Below are 17,189 nucleotides of genomic sequence, written 5' to 3' on the forward strand. Positions count from 1 at the left end.
CAACGGGGTGAGCGGTTCGCGCGGGCAGCGCGCCGCTGCACCTGCGTCGAGGGATCAAATCCAAAGATCAAAAGCTATCAGGAGAGCGCCGTGACCGTCGTCCTTCCCACGCCAACGCAACTTCGTGCCGTCGCCGAGCAGTGCGGCCTGTCACTGACCGATGAGGATGTGGCCTCGTTCCGGGGCCTGATGCAGGGCTCGATCGACGCCTACAACGTGATCGCCGCGATGCCGGACGAACTGCCTGCGGTGAAATATCCGCGCACGCCCGGCTATCGCCCGGCGCCAGAGGAGAACCCGTGCAACGCCTGGTACTACAAGTCGACCGTGAAGGGCGCGGCGTCCGGCAAGCTCAAGGGCAAGACGGTGGCGCTGAAGGACAACATCATGCTGGCCGGCGTGCCGATGACGAACGGCTCGTCGACGCTGGAAGGCTATATCCCCGATTTCGACGCCACCATCGTCACGCGGATGCTCGATGCCGGCGCCGAGATCGCCGGCAAGACCCATTGCGAGCACTTCTGCCTGTCCGGCGGCAGCCACACCAACTCTTACGGAGCGGTGCACAATCCGCACAAGATGGGCTATTCGGCCGGCGGCTCGTCGTCGGGCTCCGGCGTCGTGGTCGCGCTCGGCGAGGTCGACATGGCGATCGGCGGCGACCAGGGCGGCTCGATCCGCATGCCGTCCTCGTTCTGCGGCACCTACGGCATGAAGCCGACCTGGGGCCTCGTGCCCTATACCGGCATCATGCCGATCGAGATCTTCGTCGACCACACAGGACCGATGACCGCAACGGTGGAGGACAACGCGCTGCTGCTCGAGGTGATCGCCGGCGACGACGGCTACGATCCGCGCATCAAGGCGCCCAAGGTCGAGGATTACACCAAGGCGCTGGGCAAGGGCGTCAAGGGCATGAAGATCGGCATCCTCAAGGAAGGCTTCGAGCAGCCGACCGCGGAAGCCGCGGTCAATGAAAGCGTGCGCGAGGCGGCCAAGCGCTTCAAGGATCTCGGCGCGTCGGTCGACACCGTGTCGATCCCGATGCACATGGTCGGCCCCGCGATCTGGACCCCGATCGGCACCGAAGGCCTGACCCAGACCATGATGTTCGGCGACGGCTACGGCCTCAGCCGGCCCGACCTCTATTCGACCTCGCTGATGGACTTCCATCGCGGCTGGCGCCGCCAGGCGGACTCGCTGTCGGAGACCACCAAGCTGTTCATGATGCTCGGCACCTACATCAACAACAATTTCGGTCCGCGCTTCTACGGCAAGGCGCTCAACATCTCCCGCCGCCTCACCGCGGCCTATGACAAGGCGTTCAAGGATTACGACTTGCTGCTGCTGCCGACCACGCCGATGAAGGCGCCGGCGCTGCCGGCGGCCAATGCCAGCCGCGAGGACTATGTCGCCCGTGCGCTCGAGATGATCACCAACACCGCGCCGTTCGACATCACCCACCACCCGGCGATGTCGCTGCCCTGCGGCATGGTCGACGGCCTGCCGGTCGGGTTGATGCTGGTCGGCCGGATGTTCGAGGAATCCACCATCTACCGCGCCGCGCACGCCTTCGAGCAGGCCGGCGACTGGAAGAAGATGTGAGGCGCCGCTTGTTGCAGACGCAGGCTGGATGGATCGAACGCCGGATCGAACGACATGGCTAGCACTTTTGCCGCGGCGTTCGAGATCGTGAGCTTCGGCGCGATCATCGTGCTGGTGGTGCTCGGGCTCGGCATCATCGCCAGCATGATGGGCATCTTTAACTTCGCGCAGGGCGAGTTCGTCCTGCTCGGGGCCTATGTCACCTATCTGGCCTACGCCCATGGCGCACCGGTCTGGGCCGGCATGGTCGCGGCGCCCTTCGTGGTCGGCGCGATCGGCTTCGTGCTCGAGGCGCTCATAATCCGGCGCTTCTACGCCGCGCCGATCGTGGCGATGCTCGGCACCTATGCGCTCGGCCTGATCATCCGCGAAAGCGTGCGCGGCCTGATCGGCGGCTTCTATCTCACGGTGCCGGAGCCGATCGGCGGCTCGATCGACCTCGGTTCGGTCCACATCTCGGCCTGGCGCTTCACCATCATCGTGATCACGCTGTTGGTGATGGGTGGCTGCTATCTCTTGCTGGCGCGCACCTCGTTCGGGCTTCGGGTCCGCGCCACGCTGGAGAATCCGGCGCTGGCGCGCGCGTCGGGCATCTCGACGCCCCTGATCTACGGGGCGACCTTCGCGTTCGGCGCGGCGCTGGCCGGACTTGCCGGCGCGCTGATCGTGCCGGTGTTCAGCCTGTTCGCCGATCTCGGCATCCGCTTCCTGATCCAGGGCTTCGTCGCCGTGATGGTCGGCGGGGTCGGCTCCTTCATCGGTCCGGTCGCCGGCGCCGGTGTGATCGGCACGCTCAGCGCGGCGCTGCCTTGGGTGATGTCTCCTGTCGTCGCCGACGTCCTGGTCTTCGTGCTCGCCATTGCCTTCATCAAATTCCGCCCACAGGGCCTCATATCGGGAAAAGGGGTTTAGTCAGATGTTCGATCGCACCAATCTCACGCGCCGCCGCTTCATGAGCAATTTCGCGTTCGCGACCGGCGCGCTCGCGACCGGGGTCGGCAGCTGGGTGGTCAGGCCCGACTGGGCCAACGCAGCGGAGGGACCGATCAAGGTCGGCATCGCGACCGACCTGACCGGCCCGATCGCCTATGCCGGCAACGCCGACGCCAACGTCGCCAAGATGGTGATCAAGGAGATCAACGCCGGCGGCGGCCTGCTCGGCCGGCCGCTCGAGCTCTATATCGAGGACACTGCCTCGAACGAATCGGTCGCGGTCGGCAATGTCCGCAAGCTGATCCAGCGCGACAAGGTCGACATGGTGCTCGGCGGAATCACCTCGTCGATGCGCAATGCGATCAAGGATCCGATCGTGGCGCGCGGCAAGACGCTCTACATCTATCCGCAGCTCTACGAGGGCAAGGAGTGCACGCCCTATCTGTTCTGCACCGGACCGACCCCGGCGCAGCAATGCGACACCTTCATTCCCTGGCTGATCAAGAACGGCGGCAAGAAATTCGCGCTGCCGAGCGCCAACTATGTCTGGCCGCACACGCTCAACGTCTACGCCCGCAAGGTGATCGAATCGAACGGCGGCGAGGTGGTGTTCGAGGAATACTACCCGCTCGACCAGGTCGACTTCTCGGCCACCGTCAACCGCGTCATCTCCAACAAGGTCGACGTCGTCTTCAACACCGTGATCCCGCCCGGCGTCGGCCCGTTCTTCAAGCAGCTCTATGAAGCCGGCTTCCTCAAGAACGGCGGGCGGCTCGCCTGCGTCTACTATGACGAGAACACGCTCAACATCAATCAGGCCAACGAGATCGAGGGCCTTGCGAGCTGCCTCGACTATTTCAAGGTGCTGACCAAGGAGGATCCGTTCGACGCCAAGCTCCAGGCAGCCTATGAGAAGGATTTCCCCGGCAACTTCCTGTTCGCGGCCGGCAGCGCCGCCACCGGAACCTATCGCGGCCTCAAGCTGTGGGAGGCGGCGGTCAAGGAGGCCGGCAAGGTCGACCGCGACTCCGTTGCGGCCGCGCTCGACCACGCCAAGATCGCCGAAGGGCCGGGCGGACCGGCGGAGATGGTGCCGGGCAAGCGTCACTGCAAGATGAAGATGTACACCGCTGTTGCCAAAGGCGGGAACTATGAGATCGTCGCGCGCAGCGACGGTCTCGTTGATCCCAAGGAATGCTGAGCGACCATGGTTGGAGCAAGAGAGGCTGTCGCACGCGTCGGTGAGGAACCAGATGTCGTGACGGGCGAGGGTGCACCGGCCGCAAGCGCGCCGGCGGGACGGGTATCGGCAGGATGGAAGGTCCTGCCGATCGTGGAAGGGCTGGTGCTGCTGATCGCACTGGTCCTGCCATGGGTGCTGCAGGACTATCTGACGGTGTTCGCCACCCGCGTGGTGATCCTCGCGTTGTTCGCCCTGTCGTTCGACCTGGTGTGGGGCTATGCGGGCATCATGAGCTTCGGCCAGGCGCTGTTCTTCGGCGCCGCCGGCTACGGCGTGGCGCTCTTGGCGCGCGATCTCAACGTCACCTCGATCCTCCTGATCCTGCCTGCCGGAACGCTGATCGGGCTCACCGCGTCGCTGCTGCTCGGCGGCTTCCTGCTGCTCGGGCGTTATCCCTCGAGCGTGATCTTCGTCTCGCTCGGCACCCTCACCGGCTCCTATGCCGCGGACCGGCTGGCGCGCGGCTGGTACTATCTCGGCGGCCAGAACGGCATCCCGTCGATCCCGCCGCTCACCCTCGGCAGCTACGAGTTCGAGGAGGGGCCGATCTACTACTACATGGTGCTCGGCATCCTCGTGGTCGTCTATCTGCTCTGCCGCTTCCTGGTCCGCTCGCAATTCGGCCTCGCGCTCGCCGGCCTGCGCGAGAACGAGCAGCGCATCGCCTTCTTCGGCTACAAGGCGCAGCATCTGAAGGCGATCATCTTTGCAGTCGGCGGCACCATCGCCGGTCTTGCCGGCAGCCTCTATGCCTTCCACGAGGGCTTCGTCTGGCCCAACATGCTGGGCGTCGTGTTCTCGACCCAGGTCGTGCTCTACGTCTTGTTCGGCGGCTCCGGCACGCTGATCGGCGCCGTGATCGGCACCGTGATCATCGAGGGCGTCAGCTTCTGGCTGTCCGACAATTACCGCGACGTCTGGCCGATCATCCTCGGCGTGCTGCTGCTGCTCGTCATCATGTTCCGGCCGCTCGGGCTGATCTCCTTCGTGCTCGGCGAGCGCGAGCGGGTCGGCAGTTTCGGCAAAGCCCCGAAGGAGACCGGCAATGCCGCTCCTTGAGGCGCAAGGGATCAGCAAAGTGTTCGGCAAGCTGACCGCGCTCGACGGTGCAGCGCTGACCGTCGGCGAGAACGAGTTCCACGGCCTGATCGGCCCGAACGGCTCGGGCAAGAGCACGCTGATGAAATGCGTCGCCGGCGCCGAGGTGCCGACCACCGGCAAGGTCAGCTTCATCAACACCGACATCACGGCGTTCACGCCGACCGAGCGCGCCCGCGCCGGCATGAGCCTGAAGTTCCAGATCACCTCGGTGCTGCCGACGCTGACGCTGTACGACAACATCCTGCTGGCGCTGCAGGCGCACTGCTCGCTGTTCGACCTGGTGCTGTCGCGCACCCGCAAGAAGCTGCACGATCAGGTGATGACGATGCTGACCCAGTTCCGGCTCGCCGATCGCGCGCATGATGCCGCCGCGGCGCTGTCGCACGGCCAGCAGCAATGGCTCGAGATCGCGATGGCGCTCGCCGGCAAGCCGCGGCTGTTGCTGCTGGACGAGCCGACCGGCGGCATGAGCCTCGAGGAGCGCCGCGTCACCGGCGAGCTGTTGCAGCCGATCAAGCAGCATTGCTCGCTCGTCATCGTCGAACACGACCTCGATTTCATCCGCGACATCTGCGACCGCCTCACCGTGCTCGACCAGGGCAAGGTGCTGGCCTCGGGAACGGTCGCGGAAATCCAGGCCAACAAAAGCGTCCAGGAGATCTATCTTCGCCGTGCCTGAGCAAACCTTCCTCGATATCCGGCATCTCGACGCCGGTTATGGCCGCAGCCAGGTCCTGTTCGATGTCAACATCGGCATTCCCTGGCGCGGCGGCGTCGCCGTGCTCGGCCGCAACGGCGCCGGCAAGACCACGCTGATGAAGACCATCGTCGGCGAGCTCGCAAGCTCGCAGGGCGAGTTGTTCTTCGACGGCCGCGACATCACCCGCCGCCGCACCGAGGAGCGGGTGCGCTCCGGCATCGGCTATGTGCCGCAGGAGCATTCGGTGTTCGCCCGCCTGTCGGTGCGCGACAACCTCGCCGTCGGCTCGCTGTTCAATTCCGATGCCAGCGCCGTCGATCGCGTGCTGGCCATCTTTCCGAAACTCGGCCAGCGGCTCGACCAGCCGGCCGGCACGCTGTCCGGCGGCGAGCGCAAGATGCTGGCGATCGGCCGCGCCATGCTCGGCAATCCAAAGTTGCTGCTGCTGGACGAGCCGACCGAAGGCGTCTGGATCGGCGTGATCGAGGAGATCACCGAACGGCTGATCGAGCTCGCCAAAAGCATCTCGGTCGTGATCGTCGAGCAGCATCTCGACCTCGCGCTGCGCGTCGCCGACTATGCCTATGTGCTGGACCGCGGCCGCGTCGCGCTGCAGGGCGGCGCCAGCGAGGTGCGGAGCGATCCGGAACTGCTGCGCTATCTGGCGCCGTAGCAGGCTTCAATGCGGCAGGCGGTCGGCCTTGCGGCCGATCACGCCGTCTCCCGGCGTCCGCGTCCGCCGTGCCGATCGTATCTCGCGACGCACATACCAGGCCGCGACCGAGCAGATCAGCCAGGCCAGCGATGCCGCGATGAAGGCGGCCGGGACGCTGCGGCCCACCGTCAGCGCGAAGACGATGGCGAATGCCAGCATGCCGACCGCGCCGAGCGCTGCGCCCGCCGCATCGAGCGCCGCGGCCTGCTGCCCGCGCCACGTGCCGTCGAGGCCGGCGTTCCGCTTGCGGCGGATTTCATGCTTCTCGATGAGGGTGGCGCTGGCGCAGAAGATGGCGGGGAGTGCAAGAAAGGCGCCGCCGACATAGGCGCCGCACGTGCTGCTGATCAGTCCGGTCAGGACGGTGGCGCCGCCACCGAGCACGAAGCGGATCAGATATTCGGTCCACCGGCTTTCCCTGAGCGAGGACAGTGAGACGCGGACCGGTGTCATGCCTGTCCTCCGGCAACGCCCAGCAAGCCGAAGACGATCGCGAGCCAGACGACAAGCGCCAGCAAGGTGGCGGGGGCAGCGCGGAGCCTCGCGCGAATCAGCAATTGGCAGACCACGAAGCTATAGATGGCCAGCGCAACGGCGCCAGCCATCATCGCGCGGCTCTGCAGGCCGGCATAGTCGGTGCCGTGCTGGTACACGGCGATGCCGAGGGTGGCGAGCGCAACCGACGGCGCCGCGCCGAACAGCCCGGCGAAGCTCTTCGGACGCAGCACGTCACCCAGCATCGCGAAGGCCGACACCACGGCCCCGCCCACGAGAAAGCGGATGACATATTCGCTCATCGCGCCTTGCCCCGCGGTGGATCGTCACCGGGATAGCCGGTCCACAATCGCAGCAGCCGCTCGAGAAGTGCTCCGAGCCCGAATCCCGCGATCACGTCGCTCGTCCAGTGTGCGAGAACCATAACGCGCGTCAGCGAGAGGCCGACCGCGAGTGCCTGGATTGGGCGGCGCGCGCCGGCGGGCAATGTCGCTGCCGCCGACGCCAGCGCGCCCATATGCAGCGCGTGGCCGGATGGGAAGGCGTCGTCGCGCTTGCCAGAGATCGGGATGCCGTTGGCATGGCCGGCCACGGTCAGGCGATCCGGGCGAGTCTGGTTGAACAGCAACTTCAGGCCATGCGGCAGCAGCGATGCTGCGACCGTCACCAGCAGCGCGTGATTGCCGGCGCGCTCGAGCGAGGCGCCGCGCCCGCGCGAGGCGAGCCAGCCTGCGGCGGCGAGCGCAAGCAGGACCTTTTCGTCAGCGCCCCAGGTCAGTGTGCGGGCGATCTCTTCCGGCGCAGGTGCGGTGTTGCGGGCGATCGCACGCGCGATCATGGCGTCCGCCGCGGTCGGGCGAATGGTGATCGGGAAGGGGGCGCCTCGCTGGCGGCGTGCGCGAACTCGGGCTGTCGTATGCATGATCAGGTTCCCATCCAACGCGCCAGCCGCGGCATGGGTCCTAACCGGCGTGCGAGGCATCGCCCGGAGGAACCAAATGCAGATCGATGGTCTTTAGCCTCTGCCCGTCTCGACTTGATCCCAAGGTCTCATCCCGAGGTTTCGCGCGCCAACCGGGATGCACGGCGGGCGATGGATTGTAGGCAGGGAGAGGTGTCGATGACGGAGCCGGACGTTCGCAAGGGGATGCCGCCGGTCAAGCTTTCGCGCGATGAATTCGAACGGCGCTACCGCAAGCGATTTGCCGATCCGGTCTTTCAATCCATGCAGACGGAGCTTGCGACGATCATCGCCGGCGCCTGGGACGCCTATCGTCATTCGCGCAAGGCGCCGGTTACCCGCAAGGCCGGCCCCGGTTTTGCCGATCCCGACTATGATCTCGCGGTCGATTGGCTGTCCGCGCGCGATGCCATCGATGAAGCGCAACGCAGGCACGACGATCCAAACGAAGCGCCGCATATCCTGCTGATCAACGGCTCCTCGCGCAGCGAGCACACGTGTCCCGGCGAGATGTCCAAAAGCTGGCGCATGGTCGAGATCGCCGAGGCCGCCTTCCGCGAGATGGGCCTCGCGGTCGATGTGCTCGATCTGTCGCGGCTGACGTCCGAGTTCGGCAGGGAGATTCACCCCTGCAAGTCCTGCGTCTCCACCTCGATGGCACTCTGCCACTGGCCGTGCAGCTGCTATCCGAACTACTCGCTCGGGCAAACCGACGACTGGATGAACGAGATCTATCCGCTGTGGGTGCGCGCGCACGGCATCATGATCATCTCGCCCGTCAACTGGTACCAGACGCCGACCGGACTCAAGGCGATGATCGATCGCCTGGTCTGCGCCGATGGCGGCAATCTCGATCCGACCTCGACCCACGGTAAGACCGCGAGCGAAGCCAAGGCGCTCGAACTCAAGGGCTGGCCATACCCCAAGCATTTGCGCGGCCGGCATTTCGGCATCGTGGTCCACGGCGACAGCGTCGGTGCGGAAACATGCCGCCGCTTTCTTGCGGACTGGCTCACCGACATGGAGTTGATCTCGGCCGGCGGCAGGGCCGAGATCGATGGCTATGTCGGCTACATGAAGCCCTATGCGACGTCGCATCGCGATCTCGACGAAGACAAGGCCTTCCAGGAACAGGTGCGCAATGTCGCGCAGGCGCTCGGCGCCGCCGTCGACCTCGCGCGCACCGGGCATCTGGAAGATCCCGGCAAGGGGCTTGAGGACCCGCGGCCGAAGTAGGATGGAATCCGGGTTCCCAAAGGAACGATGGGCCCCCGCTGCCCGTTAGGCCGCGGGAGGAAGTCACAATGCGCTATATTTCGATTGCAGCTCTTGTTGCTGCTGCCGTGATGAGCAGCGGTGCCGCGTTGGCGCAGCATTCCGGTACGCCATCGGAACAGAGCGCGTGCACGCGCGATGCACAGCGCTTCTGCCGGAAGGACCTCGGCAATGACGGTGCCGTGCAGAACTGTCTTCAGATGAAGCGGGCCAGCCTGAGCCGAAGCTGCAAGAAGGTTTTCGAAAGCCACGGAATGTAACCCGTCGCCTGCCAACGCGCATGCGACGTGACGGAGCGTGGCGTTTGAAGCCGCGAGCTGGCGGTGCGGCGCCTTGAGTGCGATCGGCGCCCGGCCTCCCTGCGCGCTCTGCCAACGGAGAGAGCGGAACGAAGAGCAAAGCTCGGACAAATCATGTCGCGAGAACGTTGTGGTGTGACTCACAGACCGCGCCACACACTCAATGTCGTCCTGGCGAAAGCCAGGACCCATTACCCCAAATGAGAGTTGTTGCGCGACGCTGGGGCCAACGATCCCATTCACGATCAAGTTCGGTGGTTATGGGTCCCTGCTTTCGCAGGGACGACGGCTGGAAATAGTTTGCGCTACAGCAGCATTGCGACAAGCGGCAGCGAGCTGTCTTCGCGCAGACGCGCCCCGCCTACTTCACCGCCGAGAAGCGGGTGTCGAACGAGTTGGTCTGCACCACAGGCGCGGAGCCGGCGAGTTGGGTCGACGACGACGGGGCCGGTGCGGCGGCTGCGGCCGTGGTCACTGCCGGCTTCGGCGCGGGCTTGGCGGCCTGCTTCGGCTCAGCCTTGGGGGCGACGCGAACCACCGATTGCGGCTTGGCCTCGGCGACCTTCGGCTTGGCTGGTGCGGCAGCGGCCGGAGCCGGCGCGGTCGTCTTGCTGGCGTCGGCGGTGCCGCCGATCCCGACCTTGCGGGCAAAACTGGAGAAGAAGCCTTCGGATTTGTCAGAGGTGGATTTGTCAGAGGCGGATTTGTCAGAGGCGGATTTGTCGGACGCGTTCGCCGAGGCGACGCGGGTGCTGGCCGACGATGCGGTGGACGACGTTGTCGCCACGACCGGCTCTTCCTGCTGGACCGCGAGATTGGGCTTCGGCGGATTGACCGTACCGGGGATCGTGCCGGGCGCGCGCGCCAGCGACATCGAGGCCAGCGCCTGGCTGTCGCCGCCTTCGGAGAGGCCGGTGTTTCCTTCCGGAATCTTCGAGGCGAAGATCGCGTTCATGCCGCCGTCGATGCCGGTGTTGAGGCGCGCAACGGGCGTGCCCTTGGATACCAGCTTGGCGGTCTCGGCGGCGTCCTTCTGCTCCTTCTCGTGCACGGCGCTCGCGATCTCCTCGGGGATCACATAGGCCGGGCACTTCGCGGAGGCGTCGAACACCGGATCGCGTGTCGCGCCCGGCGCCTTCACCGCGTCGAACACATACTTCTTCTCGCAGAAGTCGACCTTCGGCTCCTGCTTCGTCACCTCGAAATGATCGTAGCCTTCCTTGATCATCTTCCAGAACGGCATGTTCGGATTGTTGCGGTGCTTGGCCATGTTCACCGGCGTCATCCGGAACGGGTAGGCCTGCAGCTGGAACGCCTTCTGGCCGCCGAAGAAGGATTCGCGGCCGAGCGAGTAAATCTCTGCGATCTGCTCGTCGGTCATCGCGTAGCAGCCGCGCGAAGAGCAATCGCCGTGCACCATCAGCTGCGAGCCGGTGCGGCCGAGCGCCTTGTCGAAGGCGTTGGGATAGCCGGTGTTGAACGACAGGTAATAGGCCGACTGCGGGTTCATCTGGCTCGGGTTGATCGAGTAGAACCCTTCGGGCGCCTGGCGGTCGCCTTCGCGGACCTTCGGACCGAGGTCGCCCGACCAGCGGCAGATTGGATAGGTCTTGAGCAGCGCGAACTGGCCGGAGCGGTTCTGCTTCCAGACCTCGAGCTCGGCCTCCTGCTTGAACAGCCGCACCAGGATCGGCGACTGCATGTCCATGTCCTTTTCGGTCATGGCAGCGACGAGCTTTGGCGGGACCGGCTGGTTGGCCTTGGCGTTCTGCGCGAGCGAGATCTGGTCGCTGTCACAACCGGCGAGCATGACGCCTGCGGCGAGGACCGCCGAGGTCAGAAGCGCGCGTACGAGCGTGCGATGAGTCAAGTCCGAGCTCCACACCCACCGGGCGATTTTCGCGACCCCAACACGGCGAATATGCCCTGAAGCCATTGTGTAAAATATTAGCCTTCGACGACCCCTGCTCGCAACCTGAACCGGGGCGGACAGCCCTCACGGTAGCAGGCATGGTTCAAGGAATGTTAAAGACCCGGCTCGGGGCCCAATTACGGCAAAATTGGTCGATTTGGACGAAAAATCGGGCGGTTTGGGCGCCTCAGCCGAGCTTGCGGCCGATATCGAGGAATTTCTGGCGCCGCTGTTTGCGAATCGCGTCCGGATCAAGATTTCGTAGGTCGTTGAGCGCCTGGGCGACGGCATCGCCGGTGGTCGCGATCATCGCGCCCGGGTCGCGATGAGCGCCGCCCGAGGGCTCCTTCAGGATCTGGTCGATCACCCCGAAGCGCAGCATGTCCTGGGCGGTGATCTTCATGCTGTTGGCGGCTTCCTGCGCCTTGGTGCCGTCGCGCCACAGGATCGAGGATGCCGCCTCCGGCGAGATCACGCTGTAGATCGCGTGCTCCATCATCAGGACGCGGTTGGCGGTAGTGATGGCGATGGCGCCGCCGGACATGCCTTCGCCGGTGACGATCGCGACATTGGGCACGCCGAGCGACAGGCAGGCGTCGGTCGAGCGGGCGATCGCCTCGGCCTGGCCGCGTTCCTCGGCGCCGATGCCGGGATAGGCGCCGGCGGAATCAACGATCGACAGCACCGGAATGCCGAACCGGTCGGCCATCTCCATCAGCCGCACCGCCTTGCGGTAGCCTTCGGGCCGCGCCATGCCGAAATTGTGCTTGATGCGGCTCTCGGTGGTGGCGCCCTTCTCCTGGCCGACCACGCAGATGCTCTCGCCGCGGAAGCGGCCGAAGCCGCCGACCAGGGCCTCGTCGTCGGCGAATTTGCGGTCGCCGGCCATCGGGGTGAATTCGGTGATCAGGCCGCCGATGAAATCGGTGAAGTGCGGCCGCTGCGGATGCCGCGCCACCAGCGTCTTCTGCCACGGCGTCAGATTGGAATAGAGCTCGGTGAGCGCCTGCGCCGCCTTGTCCTCGATCCGCGCGACCTCGTCGCCGATGTCGCTGCCGCTCGCGGCAAGCGCACGCAACTCGTCGATCTTGGATTCAAGCTCGGCGACGGGTTTTTCGAAGTCGAGATAGCTGCGCATCGGGTCGGGCATCAACTCAATATAGGGAGGAACGGTGCGAGGGGCGAAGCGGTTTCGGCGTCGGAAAGAGAAGCTTTGTAACTTCAAACGGTTAACGCGCATCCGGGTGGAATGCACGCTTCGGGATCGCAAGCAGGTGACGCTCTTTCTGCGGAGACGAAGCGGAAGTCAAGGCGGATTGCTCGTAGCCCGGATGGAGCGAAGCGCAATCCGGGGAGCTATATCGACCGATATTCCATTCCCGGATTTCGCTTGCGCTTCATCCGGGCTTCTGTAACGGGCCTTGGTTAGTCAATCCCTTTTCGCGTCATCCACTCGCCGGGCACTTGCTTCTGTACGGGATCGGCGCGAAGGCCGTCGCCTGATGGGGTGCATTGAGGAGCCGGCCGGCCAATCTACGGATTGCGTGGTCGTGAGCCACTTCCCGGATGGCGGCCTGACCGGATCCATCGTCCCAGCGGAGGGACTTCGCTCGGGGAGAGCCTGGTGTCGTGGCCCGCCCGGAACCGATTGCTGCTCCTGGCTAGATGGCCTTGGTCATCGGGTTGAACGGTTTGGTGTCGGCGAGCATGCGATGCAGGATCACGGCGAGCTTGCGAGCCAGCGCTACCTTGGCCTTGCGCATGCCTGCGCGCCGGGCGATCCGCATCGCCCAGCTCTTCAATGCCGAGCAATTCTTGACCGGCTTGGTCAGCATGACGTGAGCTGCCTGGTAGAGTGCCTCGCGCACGGAGGCATCCCCGATCTTGCTGATGCGGCCGGTGTAGTCGGTCTTACCGGACTGGTACTTCTTCGGGGTGAGCCCAAAGTGGGCTCCCGTGGCCTTCGAGGAGCGGAAGCGCTTCGGGTCGTCGATCGCCGCGGCATAGGTGAGCGCCACGATCGGACCAACGGACGGCGTTGTCATCAGGAGCTTGGCGGATGGATGCGTCCTGGCGAGCTTCTGGGTGTGCTTGTCCAGGCTCTTGAACTCCCGCAGCAGCACCGCATGGGCTTGGAGCAGCGCCGCCGCGACCAACTCCAGTCCGGGATGGCCGGTCACGAGCTCGCGGATGCGTCCGGCGAACGTGCGCTCGGTGGTCGCACCGACCTTCAGGCCAAAACCGCGAAGTATGCCGCGCAGGCTGTTCTCGACATCGCGAAGCTTGGATTGCAGCAGCTTGCGCGCCGTCAGGATGGCGCGGGTCTCCTGCGCCGCGACCGACTTGCAGTGCACCGGCCGGAACCAGCCGAGCCGCATCAACTGCGCGATCCGGCGGGCATCGTTGCGGTCCGTCTTCACCGGCATCGACTTGAAGGCTTCGCGAACGTGCCGCGTTTCCAGCAGCTCGACCGCAAGCCCTGCGTCTCGCAGACCCGCATACAGCCATTGCGACAAGGGGCCTGCCTCCAGCCCGATCCGTTCCAGTACCAGACCCAGCGACCGGAACCAGGCGATCAGCGCCGCCGGCTCGCTCGCAACCTTCGTCTCGCGCAAAATCTTGCCTGTCCCATCGACAAGGCAAACGCTCGAGCATTCCAAAGACACGTCAATTCCTGCATAGTGGTACATGGTCGTCCCTTAATGATGCTTGGAGCGGGCTTGCCCGACTCCGTTGAACACCATCAGTTTGAGGGACGACCGCCTTCCAACCAACAGGCCGCTCGCGAGCGCGCTTCCAAATTGCGCCGTAGCGAGCGGGCGGCCGGCCCGTTACCCCATCTACGGATCCCTAGGACTTCTCCGCCAACGGGTGCAGGTCGCGGACCAGGCTCTTCAGCCGCTCCTCGACCACATGGGTGTAGATCTGGGTGGTCGAGATGTCGGTGTGGCCGAGCAGGGTCTGCACGATGCGCAGGTCCGCGCCATTGTGCAGCAGATGGCTGGCAAACGCATGACGCAGCACGTGCGGGGAGACCAGCCGCGGCGCAAGGCCGGAGGCGCTCGCGAGCTCCTTCAGATCGCGGGCGAAATGCTGCCGGGTCAGATGGCCGCTCTCGCCGGAGGACGGAAACAGCCATTTCGCCGGCGCGGCCTTCTTCGCCTTCGGCTGCATCACTTCCAGCGCGGCGAGATAGTCCGCCATCGCCTGGCGCGAGGCGTCGTTCAGCGGCACCAGCCGCTCCTTGTTGCCCTTGCCGCGCACCACGATCATCCGCGCGTCGCGCCGCGCCGCCGAGACCGGCAGCGACACCAGCTCGGAGACGCGCAGGCCGGTGGCGTAGAGCACCTCGAGCAGGCAATACAGCCGCAGCGCGCGCAGCCGCTGCGCCGGCGAGACGTCGGTCTGGGTCAGTTCCTTGGCGCGGGTCAGCATGCGGTCGACGTCGGCGATCGACAGCACCTTGGGCAGGCCGCGGCCGCGCTTCGGGCCGGACAGGATCGCGGCCGGATCGTCGGTGCGGACCCGCTCATTGAGCAGGAAACGGTAGAGATGCCGCATCGCCGACAGCCGCCGCGCCACGCTGGTCGACTTGAAGCCTCTGACATCGAGGTCGGCGAGGTAGCCACGCAGCGTCTCGGTGTCGGCGCTGGTGAAATCGGCGCCGGCATGGGCGAGGTAGTCGGAGAAATCGGTGAGGTCGCGCCGGTAGGCGTCGAGCGTGTTGGCGCCGGCGCCCTGTTCCGCGGCGAGCATGTCGAGGAACAACGCGGTCAGTCTGGCGTCGGAGGACTTGGCGAGGGTCTTGGCGGGATTTTTGGCAGCAGCGGGCATGCCGGAATCATAGCGTCTATTTCTTGAGGAACTTATCCGGTGGGATGGTCACCGTCATTTCCCGCGGTTTCGGGTGCACGAAATTAGCCAGCGCGAAGACGATGCCGTAGCCGATCCCGAAAATCACGGCGACGACCGTCAGGAAGCGGAACAGGCTGGGCATGGAGGCGACTCGGGCGGCGAATTAACCAATGAAATCATCCAACATGTTCCCCGCGCGGTTGCAAGAGTCGCTGGTAAGGGTGTCGCCGGGGGTAGTATAGGTGGCTCGAATTCTGAACAATTCGTCCCAATATCCGAGCTTTTTGATGTCCGACGCAGCCGTACCGGCGCCTACCCACCCGACCCTGGAGGCCGACATCGCGGCCGCGCTGGGGACGAGGTCGATCGTGCTGGTCGGCATGATGGGGGCCGGCAAGTCGACCATCGGCCGGAGGGTGGCGGCGCGACTCAAGCTGCCGTTCACCGATGCCGACACCGAGATCGAGGCGGCGGCGGACATGACTATCCCGGAGATCTTCGAGAGCAAGGGCGAGCCGTATTTCCGCGACGGTGAGGCGCGGGTGATCGCCCGCATCCTCGGCAATGGCCCGGTCGTGCTGGCGACCGGCGGCGGCGCCTTCATGCGCGAGGAGACCCGCAACCGGATCCGCGACCGCGCGATCTCGATCTGGCTCAAGGCCGACAGTGATATCATCATGCGCCGGGTGCGCCGCCGCGCCGATCGTCCGCTGTTGCACACCCCTGACCCCGAAGCGACCGTCAACCGCCTGCTCAGCGAGCGCGAGCCGGTCTACGGCACCGCCGATTTGACGATTGCCTCGCGCGACGTGCCGCACGACCGCATCGTCGACGAATGCCTCGAGGCCCTGCATGCGCATCTGTGCGGTGCGCGTCCGGCCGACGAGCAACCACCTGTGATGGATTGAACGCGACCTCATGACTGCGCCCTTGAAACATTCCGCCTCAGTTACCGTCGACGTCGCGCTCGGCGACCGCGCCTATGACATCGTGATCGGCCGCGACGTGCTGCAGTCACTCGGCGAGCGTGTCGCGGCGCTGCGGCCCGGCGTGCGTACCGCCATCGTCACCGACCGCACCGTCGCCAAGCACTGGCTGGAGCCGACCGAGGCGTCGCTCGCCGCCGCGGGGGTGCCGACGTCGCGGATCGTCGTCGAGGAGGGCGAGGGCTCGAAGAGCTATGCCACGCTGACCGAGGTCAGCGAGGCGCTGATCGCGGCGAAGATCGAGCGCAATGACCTCGTGATCGCGCTCGGCGGCGGCGTGGTCGGCGATCTCGCCGGCTTCGCGGCCGCGATCCTGCGCCGCGGCGTCGATTTCGTGCAGGTGCCGACCTCGCTGCTGGCGCAGGTCGATTCCTCCGTCGGCGGCAAGACCGGCATCAACTCGCCGCAGGGCAAGAACCTGATCGGCGCATTCCACCAGCCGGTGCTGGTCATCGCCGACACCTCGGTGCTCGACACGCTGTCGCCGCGCCAGTTCCGCGCCGGCTACGCCGAGGTCGCGAAATACGGCATCCTCGGCGACGAAGCCTTCTTCGCCTGGCTCGAGAAGAACCACACCGACATCTTCGCCGGCGGCGCCGGGCGCGAGCACGCGATCGCAACCTCCTGCCGCGCCAAGGCGGGCGTCGTCTCGCGCGACGAGCGAGAGACCGGCGAGCGGGCGCTGCTCAATCTCGGCCATACCTTCGGCCATGCGCTGGAAGCCGCAACCGGCTTCTCCGACCGGCTGTTCCACGGCGAGGGCGTCGCGGTCGGCATGGTGCTGGCGGCGGAATTCTCGGCGCAACTCGGCATGATTTCGTCCGACGATGCGGGGCGCATCGCGCGTCATCTGTCCGCGGTCGGATTGCCGACGCGCCTGCAGGATATCGCAGGCTTCGCGCAGGAAGGCCTTGCCGACGCCGACGCGCTGCTGGCGCTGATGGCGCAGGACAAGAAGGTCAAGCGCGGCAAGCTCACCTTCATCCTGCTGGAGGCCGTCGGCCGCGCCGTGATCGCCAACAATGTCGAGCCGCAGCCGGTGCGCGACTTCCTGCAAGCCAAGCTGAAGGCCTAGACCGGGATGCCTCTCCTTCGGATCGTCATCCCGC

General features: G+C 65.7%; 18 protein-coding genes and 1 pseudogene. 11 read left to right on the forward strand and 8 right to left on the reverse strand.

All coding sequences use genetic code 11. The annotated features are described in order from the left end of the window. The first annotated feature begins 90 nt into the window (after nucleotides 1-90). Genes ACVMDN_RS39665 through ACVMDN_RS39690 form a run of 6 tightly spaced genes read left to right on the forward strand, consistent with a single transcriptional unit; the run spans nucleotide 91 to nucleotide 6,255 of the window. Entirely contained in the window at nucleotides 91-1,605 is a 1,515-nt protein-coding gene (locus ACVMDN_RS39665) for an amidase (protein WP_456835804.1), read from the forward strand. Between the two features lie 54 nt (nucleotides 1,606-1,659). Next, entirely contained in the window at nucleotides 1,660-2,517 is an 858-nt protein-coding gene (locus ACVMDN_RS39670) for a branched-chain amino acid ABC transporter permease (RefSeq protein ID WP_028337306.1), read from the forward strand. Nucleotides 2,518-2,521: 4 nt separating this feature from the next. Beyond that, on the forward strand, nucleotides 2,522-3,739 hold the full coding sequence (locus ACVMDN_RS39675; protein WP_028337305.1) for a substrate-binding protein: 1,218 nt from the start codon (nucleotides 2,522-2,524) through the stop codon (nucleotides 3,737-3,739). Nucleotides 3,740-3,745: 6 nt separating this feature from the next. Beyond that, nucleotides 3,746-4,840 carry a branched-chain amino acid ABC transporter permease gene (locus ACVMDN_RS39680; protein ID WP_253588262.1) on the forward strand — a complete coding sequence of 365 codons (1,095 nt, stop codon included), beginning with the start codon at nucleotides 3,746-3,748 and terminating at the stop codon, nucleotides 4,838-4,840. After that, on the forward strand, nucleotides 4,827-5,561 hold the full coding sequence (locus tag ACVMDN_RS39685; protein ID WP_028343255.1) for an ABC transporter ATP-binding protein: 735 nt from the start codon (nucleotides 4,827-4,829) through the stop codon (nucleotides 5,559-5,561). Before ACVMDN_RS39680 ends, ACVMDN_RS39685 begins: the two co-directional genes overlap by 14 nt. Next, on the forward strand, nucleotides 5,554-6,255 hold the full coding sequence (locus ACVMDN_RS39690; protein ID WP_057015632.1) for a branched-chain amino acid ABC transporter ATP-binding protein: 702 nt from the start codon (nucleotides 5,554-5,556) through the stop codon (nucleotides 6,253-6,255). The genes ACVMDN_RS39685 and ACVMDN_RS39690 overlap by 8 nt, the downstream gene beginning before the upstream one ends. A 6-nt stretch (nucleotides 6,256-6,261) precedes the next feature. On the opposite strand, the gene ACVMDN_RS39695 is transcribed toward ACVMDN_RS39690, so the two are convergent. The 3 genes from ACVMDN_RS39695 to ACVMDN_RS39705 are packed head-to-tail and all read right to left on the reverse strand — an operon-like array spanning nucleotide 6,262 to nucleotide 7,714. Then, on the reverse strand, nucleotides 6,262-6,750 hold the full coding sequence (locus tag ACVMDN_RS39695) for a DUF3147 family protein (protein ID WP_076824835.1): 489 nt from the start codon (nucleotides 6,748-6,750) through the stop codon (nucleotides 6,262-6,264). After that, nucleotides 6,747-7,094: a DUF3147 family protein gene (locus tag ACVMDN_RS39700; protein WP_057015633.1), complete on the reverse strand. Its 348-nt coding sequence runs from the start codon at nucleotides 7,092-7,094 to the stop codon at nucleotides 6,747-6,749. The genes ACVMDN_RS39695 and ACVMDN_RS39700 overlap by 4 nt, the downstream gene beginning before the upstream one ends. Beyond that, complete coding sequence (locus ACVMDN_RS39705; RefSeq protein ID WP_076824837.1) at nucleotides 7,091-7,714, reverse strand: phosphatase PAP2 family protein; 624 nt, start codon at nucleotides 7,712-7,714, stop codon at nucleotides 7,091-7,093. The genes ACVMDN_RS39700 and ACVMDN_RS39705 overlap by 4 nt, the downstream gene beginning before the upstream one ends. 198 nt (nucleotides 7,715-7,912) lie before the next feature. Between ACVMDN_RS39705 and ACVMDN_RS39710 the strand changes: the two genes are divergently transcribed. The 3 genes from ACVMDN_RS39710 to ACVMDN_RS39720 all read left to right on the forward strand — a co-directional run bounded on the left by ACVMDN_RS39710 (nucleotide 7,913) and on the right by ACVMDN_RS39720 (nucleotide 10,409). Next, nucleotides 7,913-8,989: a flavodoxin family protein gene (locus ACVMDN_RS39710; RefSeq protein ID WP_076824839.1), complete on the forward strand. Its 1,077-nt coding sequence runs from the start codon at nucleotides 7,913-7,915 to the stop codon at nucleotides 8,987-8,989. 68 nt (nucleotides 8,990-9,057) lie between these two features. Further along, a complete protein-coding gene (locus tag ACVMDN_RS39715; RefSeq protein WP_028337297.1) occupies nucleotides 9,058-9,288 on the forward strand; it encodes a hypothetical protein in 231 nt (76 codons plus the stop codon). Nucleotides 9,289-10,010: 722 nt separating this feature from the next. Further along, nucleotides 10,011-10,409: a hypothetical protein gene (locus ACVMDN_RS39720; protein ID WP_371852085.1), complete on the forward strand. Its 399-nt coding sequence runs from the start codon at nucleotides 10,011-10,013 to the stop codon at nucleotides 10,407-10,409. Between the two features lie 278 nt (nucleotides 10,410-10,687). Here ACVMDN_RS39720 and ACVMDN_RS39725 read toward each other — a convergent pair. The 5 genes and pseudogenes from ACVMDN_RS39725 to ACVMDN_RS39745 all read right to left on the reverse strand — a co-directional run. Further along, a pseudogene (locus ACVMDN_RS39725) lies at nucleotides 10,688-11,263 on the reverse strand (L,D-transpeptidase family protein); the annotation flags it as partial. Between the two features lie 163 nt (nucleotides 11,264-11,426). Further along, a complete protein-coding gene (locus ACVMDN_RS39730; RefSeq protein WP_076824843.1) occupies nucleotides 11,427-12,389 on the reverse strand; it encodes an acetyl-CoA carboxylase carboxyltransferase subunit alpha in 963 nt (320 codons plus the stop codon). 511 nt (nucleotides 12,390-12,900) lie between these two features. Beyond that, complete coding sequence (locus ACVMDN_RS39735; RefSeq protein WP_456835803.1) at nucleotides 12,901-13,929, reverse strand: IS110 family RNA-guided transposase; 1,029 nt, start codon at nucleotides 13,927-13,929, stop codon at nucleotides 12,901-12,903. 160 nt (nucleotides 13,930-14,089) lie between these two features. Next, nucleotides 14,090-15,073, reverse strand: a complete 984-nt coding sequence (gene xerD, locus ACVMDN_RS39740; protein ID WP_057015546.1) for a site-specific tyrosine recombinase XerD — start codon at nucleotides 15,071-15,073, stop codon at nucleotides 14,090-14,092. A gap of 16 nt (nucleotides 15,074-15,089) precedes the next feature. Next, nucleotides 15,090-15,236, reverse strand: coding sequence for a hypothetical protein (locus ACVMDN_RS39745; protein ID WP_016843561.1), 147 nt, complete (start codon nucleotides 15,234-15,236; stop codon nucleotides 15,090-15,092). 145 nt (nucleotides 15,237-15,381) lie between these two features. Here ACVMDN_RS39745 and ACVMDN_RS39750 point away from each other — a divergent pair, with 145 nt between their 5' ends. Then, nucleotides 15,382-16,002 carry a shikimate kinase gene (locus ACVMDN_RS39750; protein WP_076824827.1) on the forward strand — a complete coding sequence of 207 codons (621 nt, stop codon included), beginning with the start codon at nucleotides 15,382-15,384 and terminating at the stop codon, nucleotides 16,000-16,002. Nucleotides 16,003-16,012: 10 nt separating this feature from the next. After that, nucleotides 16,013-17,155: a 3-dehydroquinate synthase gene (gene aroB, locus ACVMDN_RS39755; RefSeq protein WP_057015544.1), complete on the forward strand. Its 1,143-nt coding sequence runs from the start codon at nucleotides 16,013-16,015 to the stop codon at nucleotides 17,153-17,155. Nucleotides 17,156-17,189: the final 34 nt, after the last annotated feature.

Source organism: Bradyrhizobium sp. USDA 4510, from assembly GCF_054059095.1.

Excerpts from the sequence above, each read along its gene's own strand:
- ACVMDN_RS39685 (WP_028343255.1), top strand. The coding sequence starts at position 4,827 with ATGCCGCTCCTTGAGGCGCAAGGGATCAGCAAAGTGTTCGGCAAGCTG.
- ACVMDN_RS39710 (WP_076824839.1), top strand. The coding sequence starts at position 7,913 with ATGACGGAGCCGGACGTTCGCAAGGGGATGCCGCCGGTCAAGCTTTCG.
- ACVMDN_RS39745 (WP_016843561.1), bottom strand. The coding sequence starts at position 15,236 with ATGCCCAGCCTGTTCCGCTTCCTGACGGTCGTCGCCGTGATTTTCGGG.
- ACVMDN_RS39670 (WP_028337306.1), top strand. The coding sequence starts at position 1,660 with ATGGCTAGCACTTTTGCCGCGGCGTTCGAGATCGTGAGCTTCGGCGCG.
- ACVMDN_RS39675 (WP_028337305.1), top strand. The coding sequence starts at position 2,522 with ATGTTCGATCGCACCAATCTCACGCGCCGCCGCTTCATGAGCAATTTC.
- ACVMDN_RS39715 (WP_028337297.1), top strand. The coding sequence starts at position 9,058 with ATGCGCTATATTTCGATTGCAGCTCTTGTTGCTGCTGCCGTGATGAGC.
- ACVMDN_RS39680 (WP_253588262.1), top strand. The coding sequence starts at position 3,746 with ATGGTTGGAGCAAGAGAGGCTGTCGCACGCGTCGGTGAGGAACCAGAT.
- aroB (WP_057015544.1), top strand. The coding sequence starts at position 16,013 with ATGACTGCGCCCTTGAAACATTCCGCCTCAGTTACCGTCGACGTCGCG.
- ACVMDN_RS39730 (WP_076824843.1), bottom strand. The coding sequence starts at position 12,389 with ATGCCCGACCCGATGCGCAGCTATCTCGACTTCGAAAAACCCGTCGCC.
- xerD (WP_057015546.1), bottom strand. The coding sequence starts at position 15,073 with ATGCCCGCTGCTGCCAAAAATCCCGCCAAGACCCTCGCCAAGTCCTCC.
- ACVMDN_RS39705 (WP_076824837.1), bottom strand. The coding sequence starts at position 7,714 with ATGCATACGACAGCCCGAGTTCGCGCACGCCGCCAGCGAGGCGCCCCC.
- ACVMDN_RS39695 (WP_076824835.1), bottom strand. The coding sequence starts at position 6,750 with ATGACACCGGTCCGCGTCTCACTGTCCTCGCTCAGGGAAAGCCGGTGG.
- ACVMDN_RS39735 (WP_456835803.1), bottom strand. The coding sequence starts at position 13,929 with ATGTACCACTATGCAGGAATTGACGTGTCTTTGGAATGCTCGAGCGTT.
- ACVMDN_RS39700 (WP_057015633.1), bottom strand. The coding sequence starts at position 7,094 with ATGAGCGAATATGTCATCCGCTTTCTCGTGGGCGGGGCCGTGGTGTCG.
- ACVMDN_RS39750 (WP_076824827.1), top strand. The coding sequence starts at position 15,382 with ATGTCCGACGCAGCCGTACCGGCGCCTACCCACCCGACCCTGGAGGCC.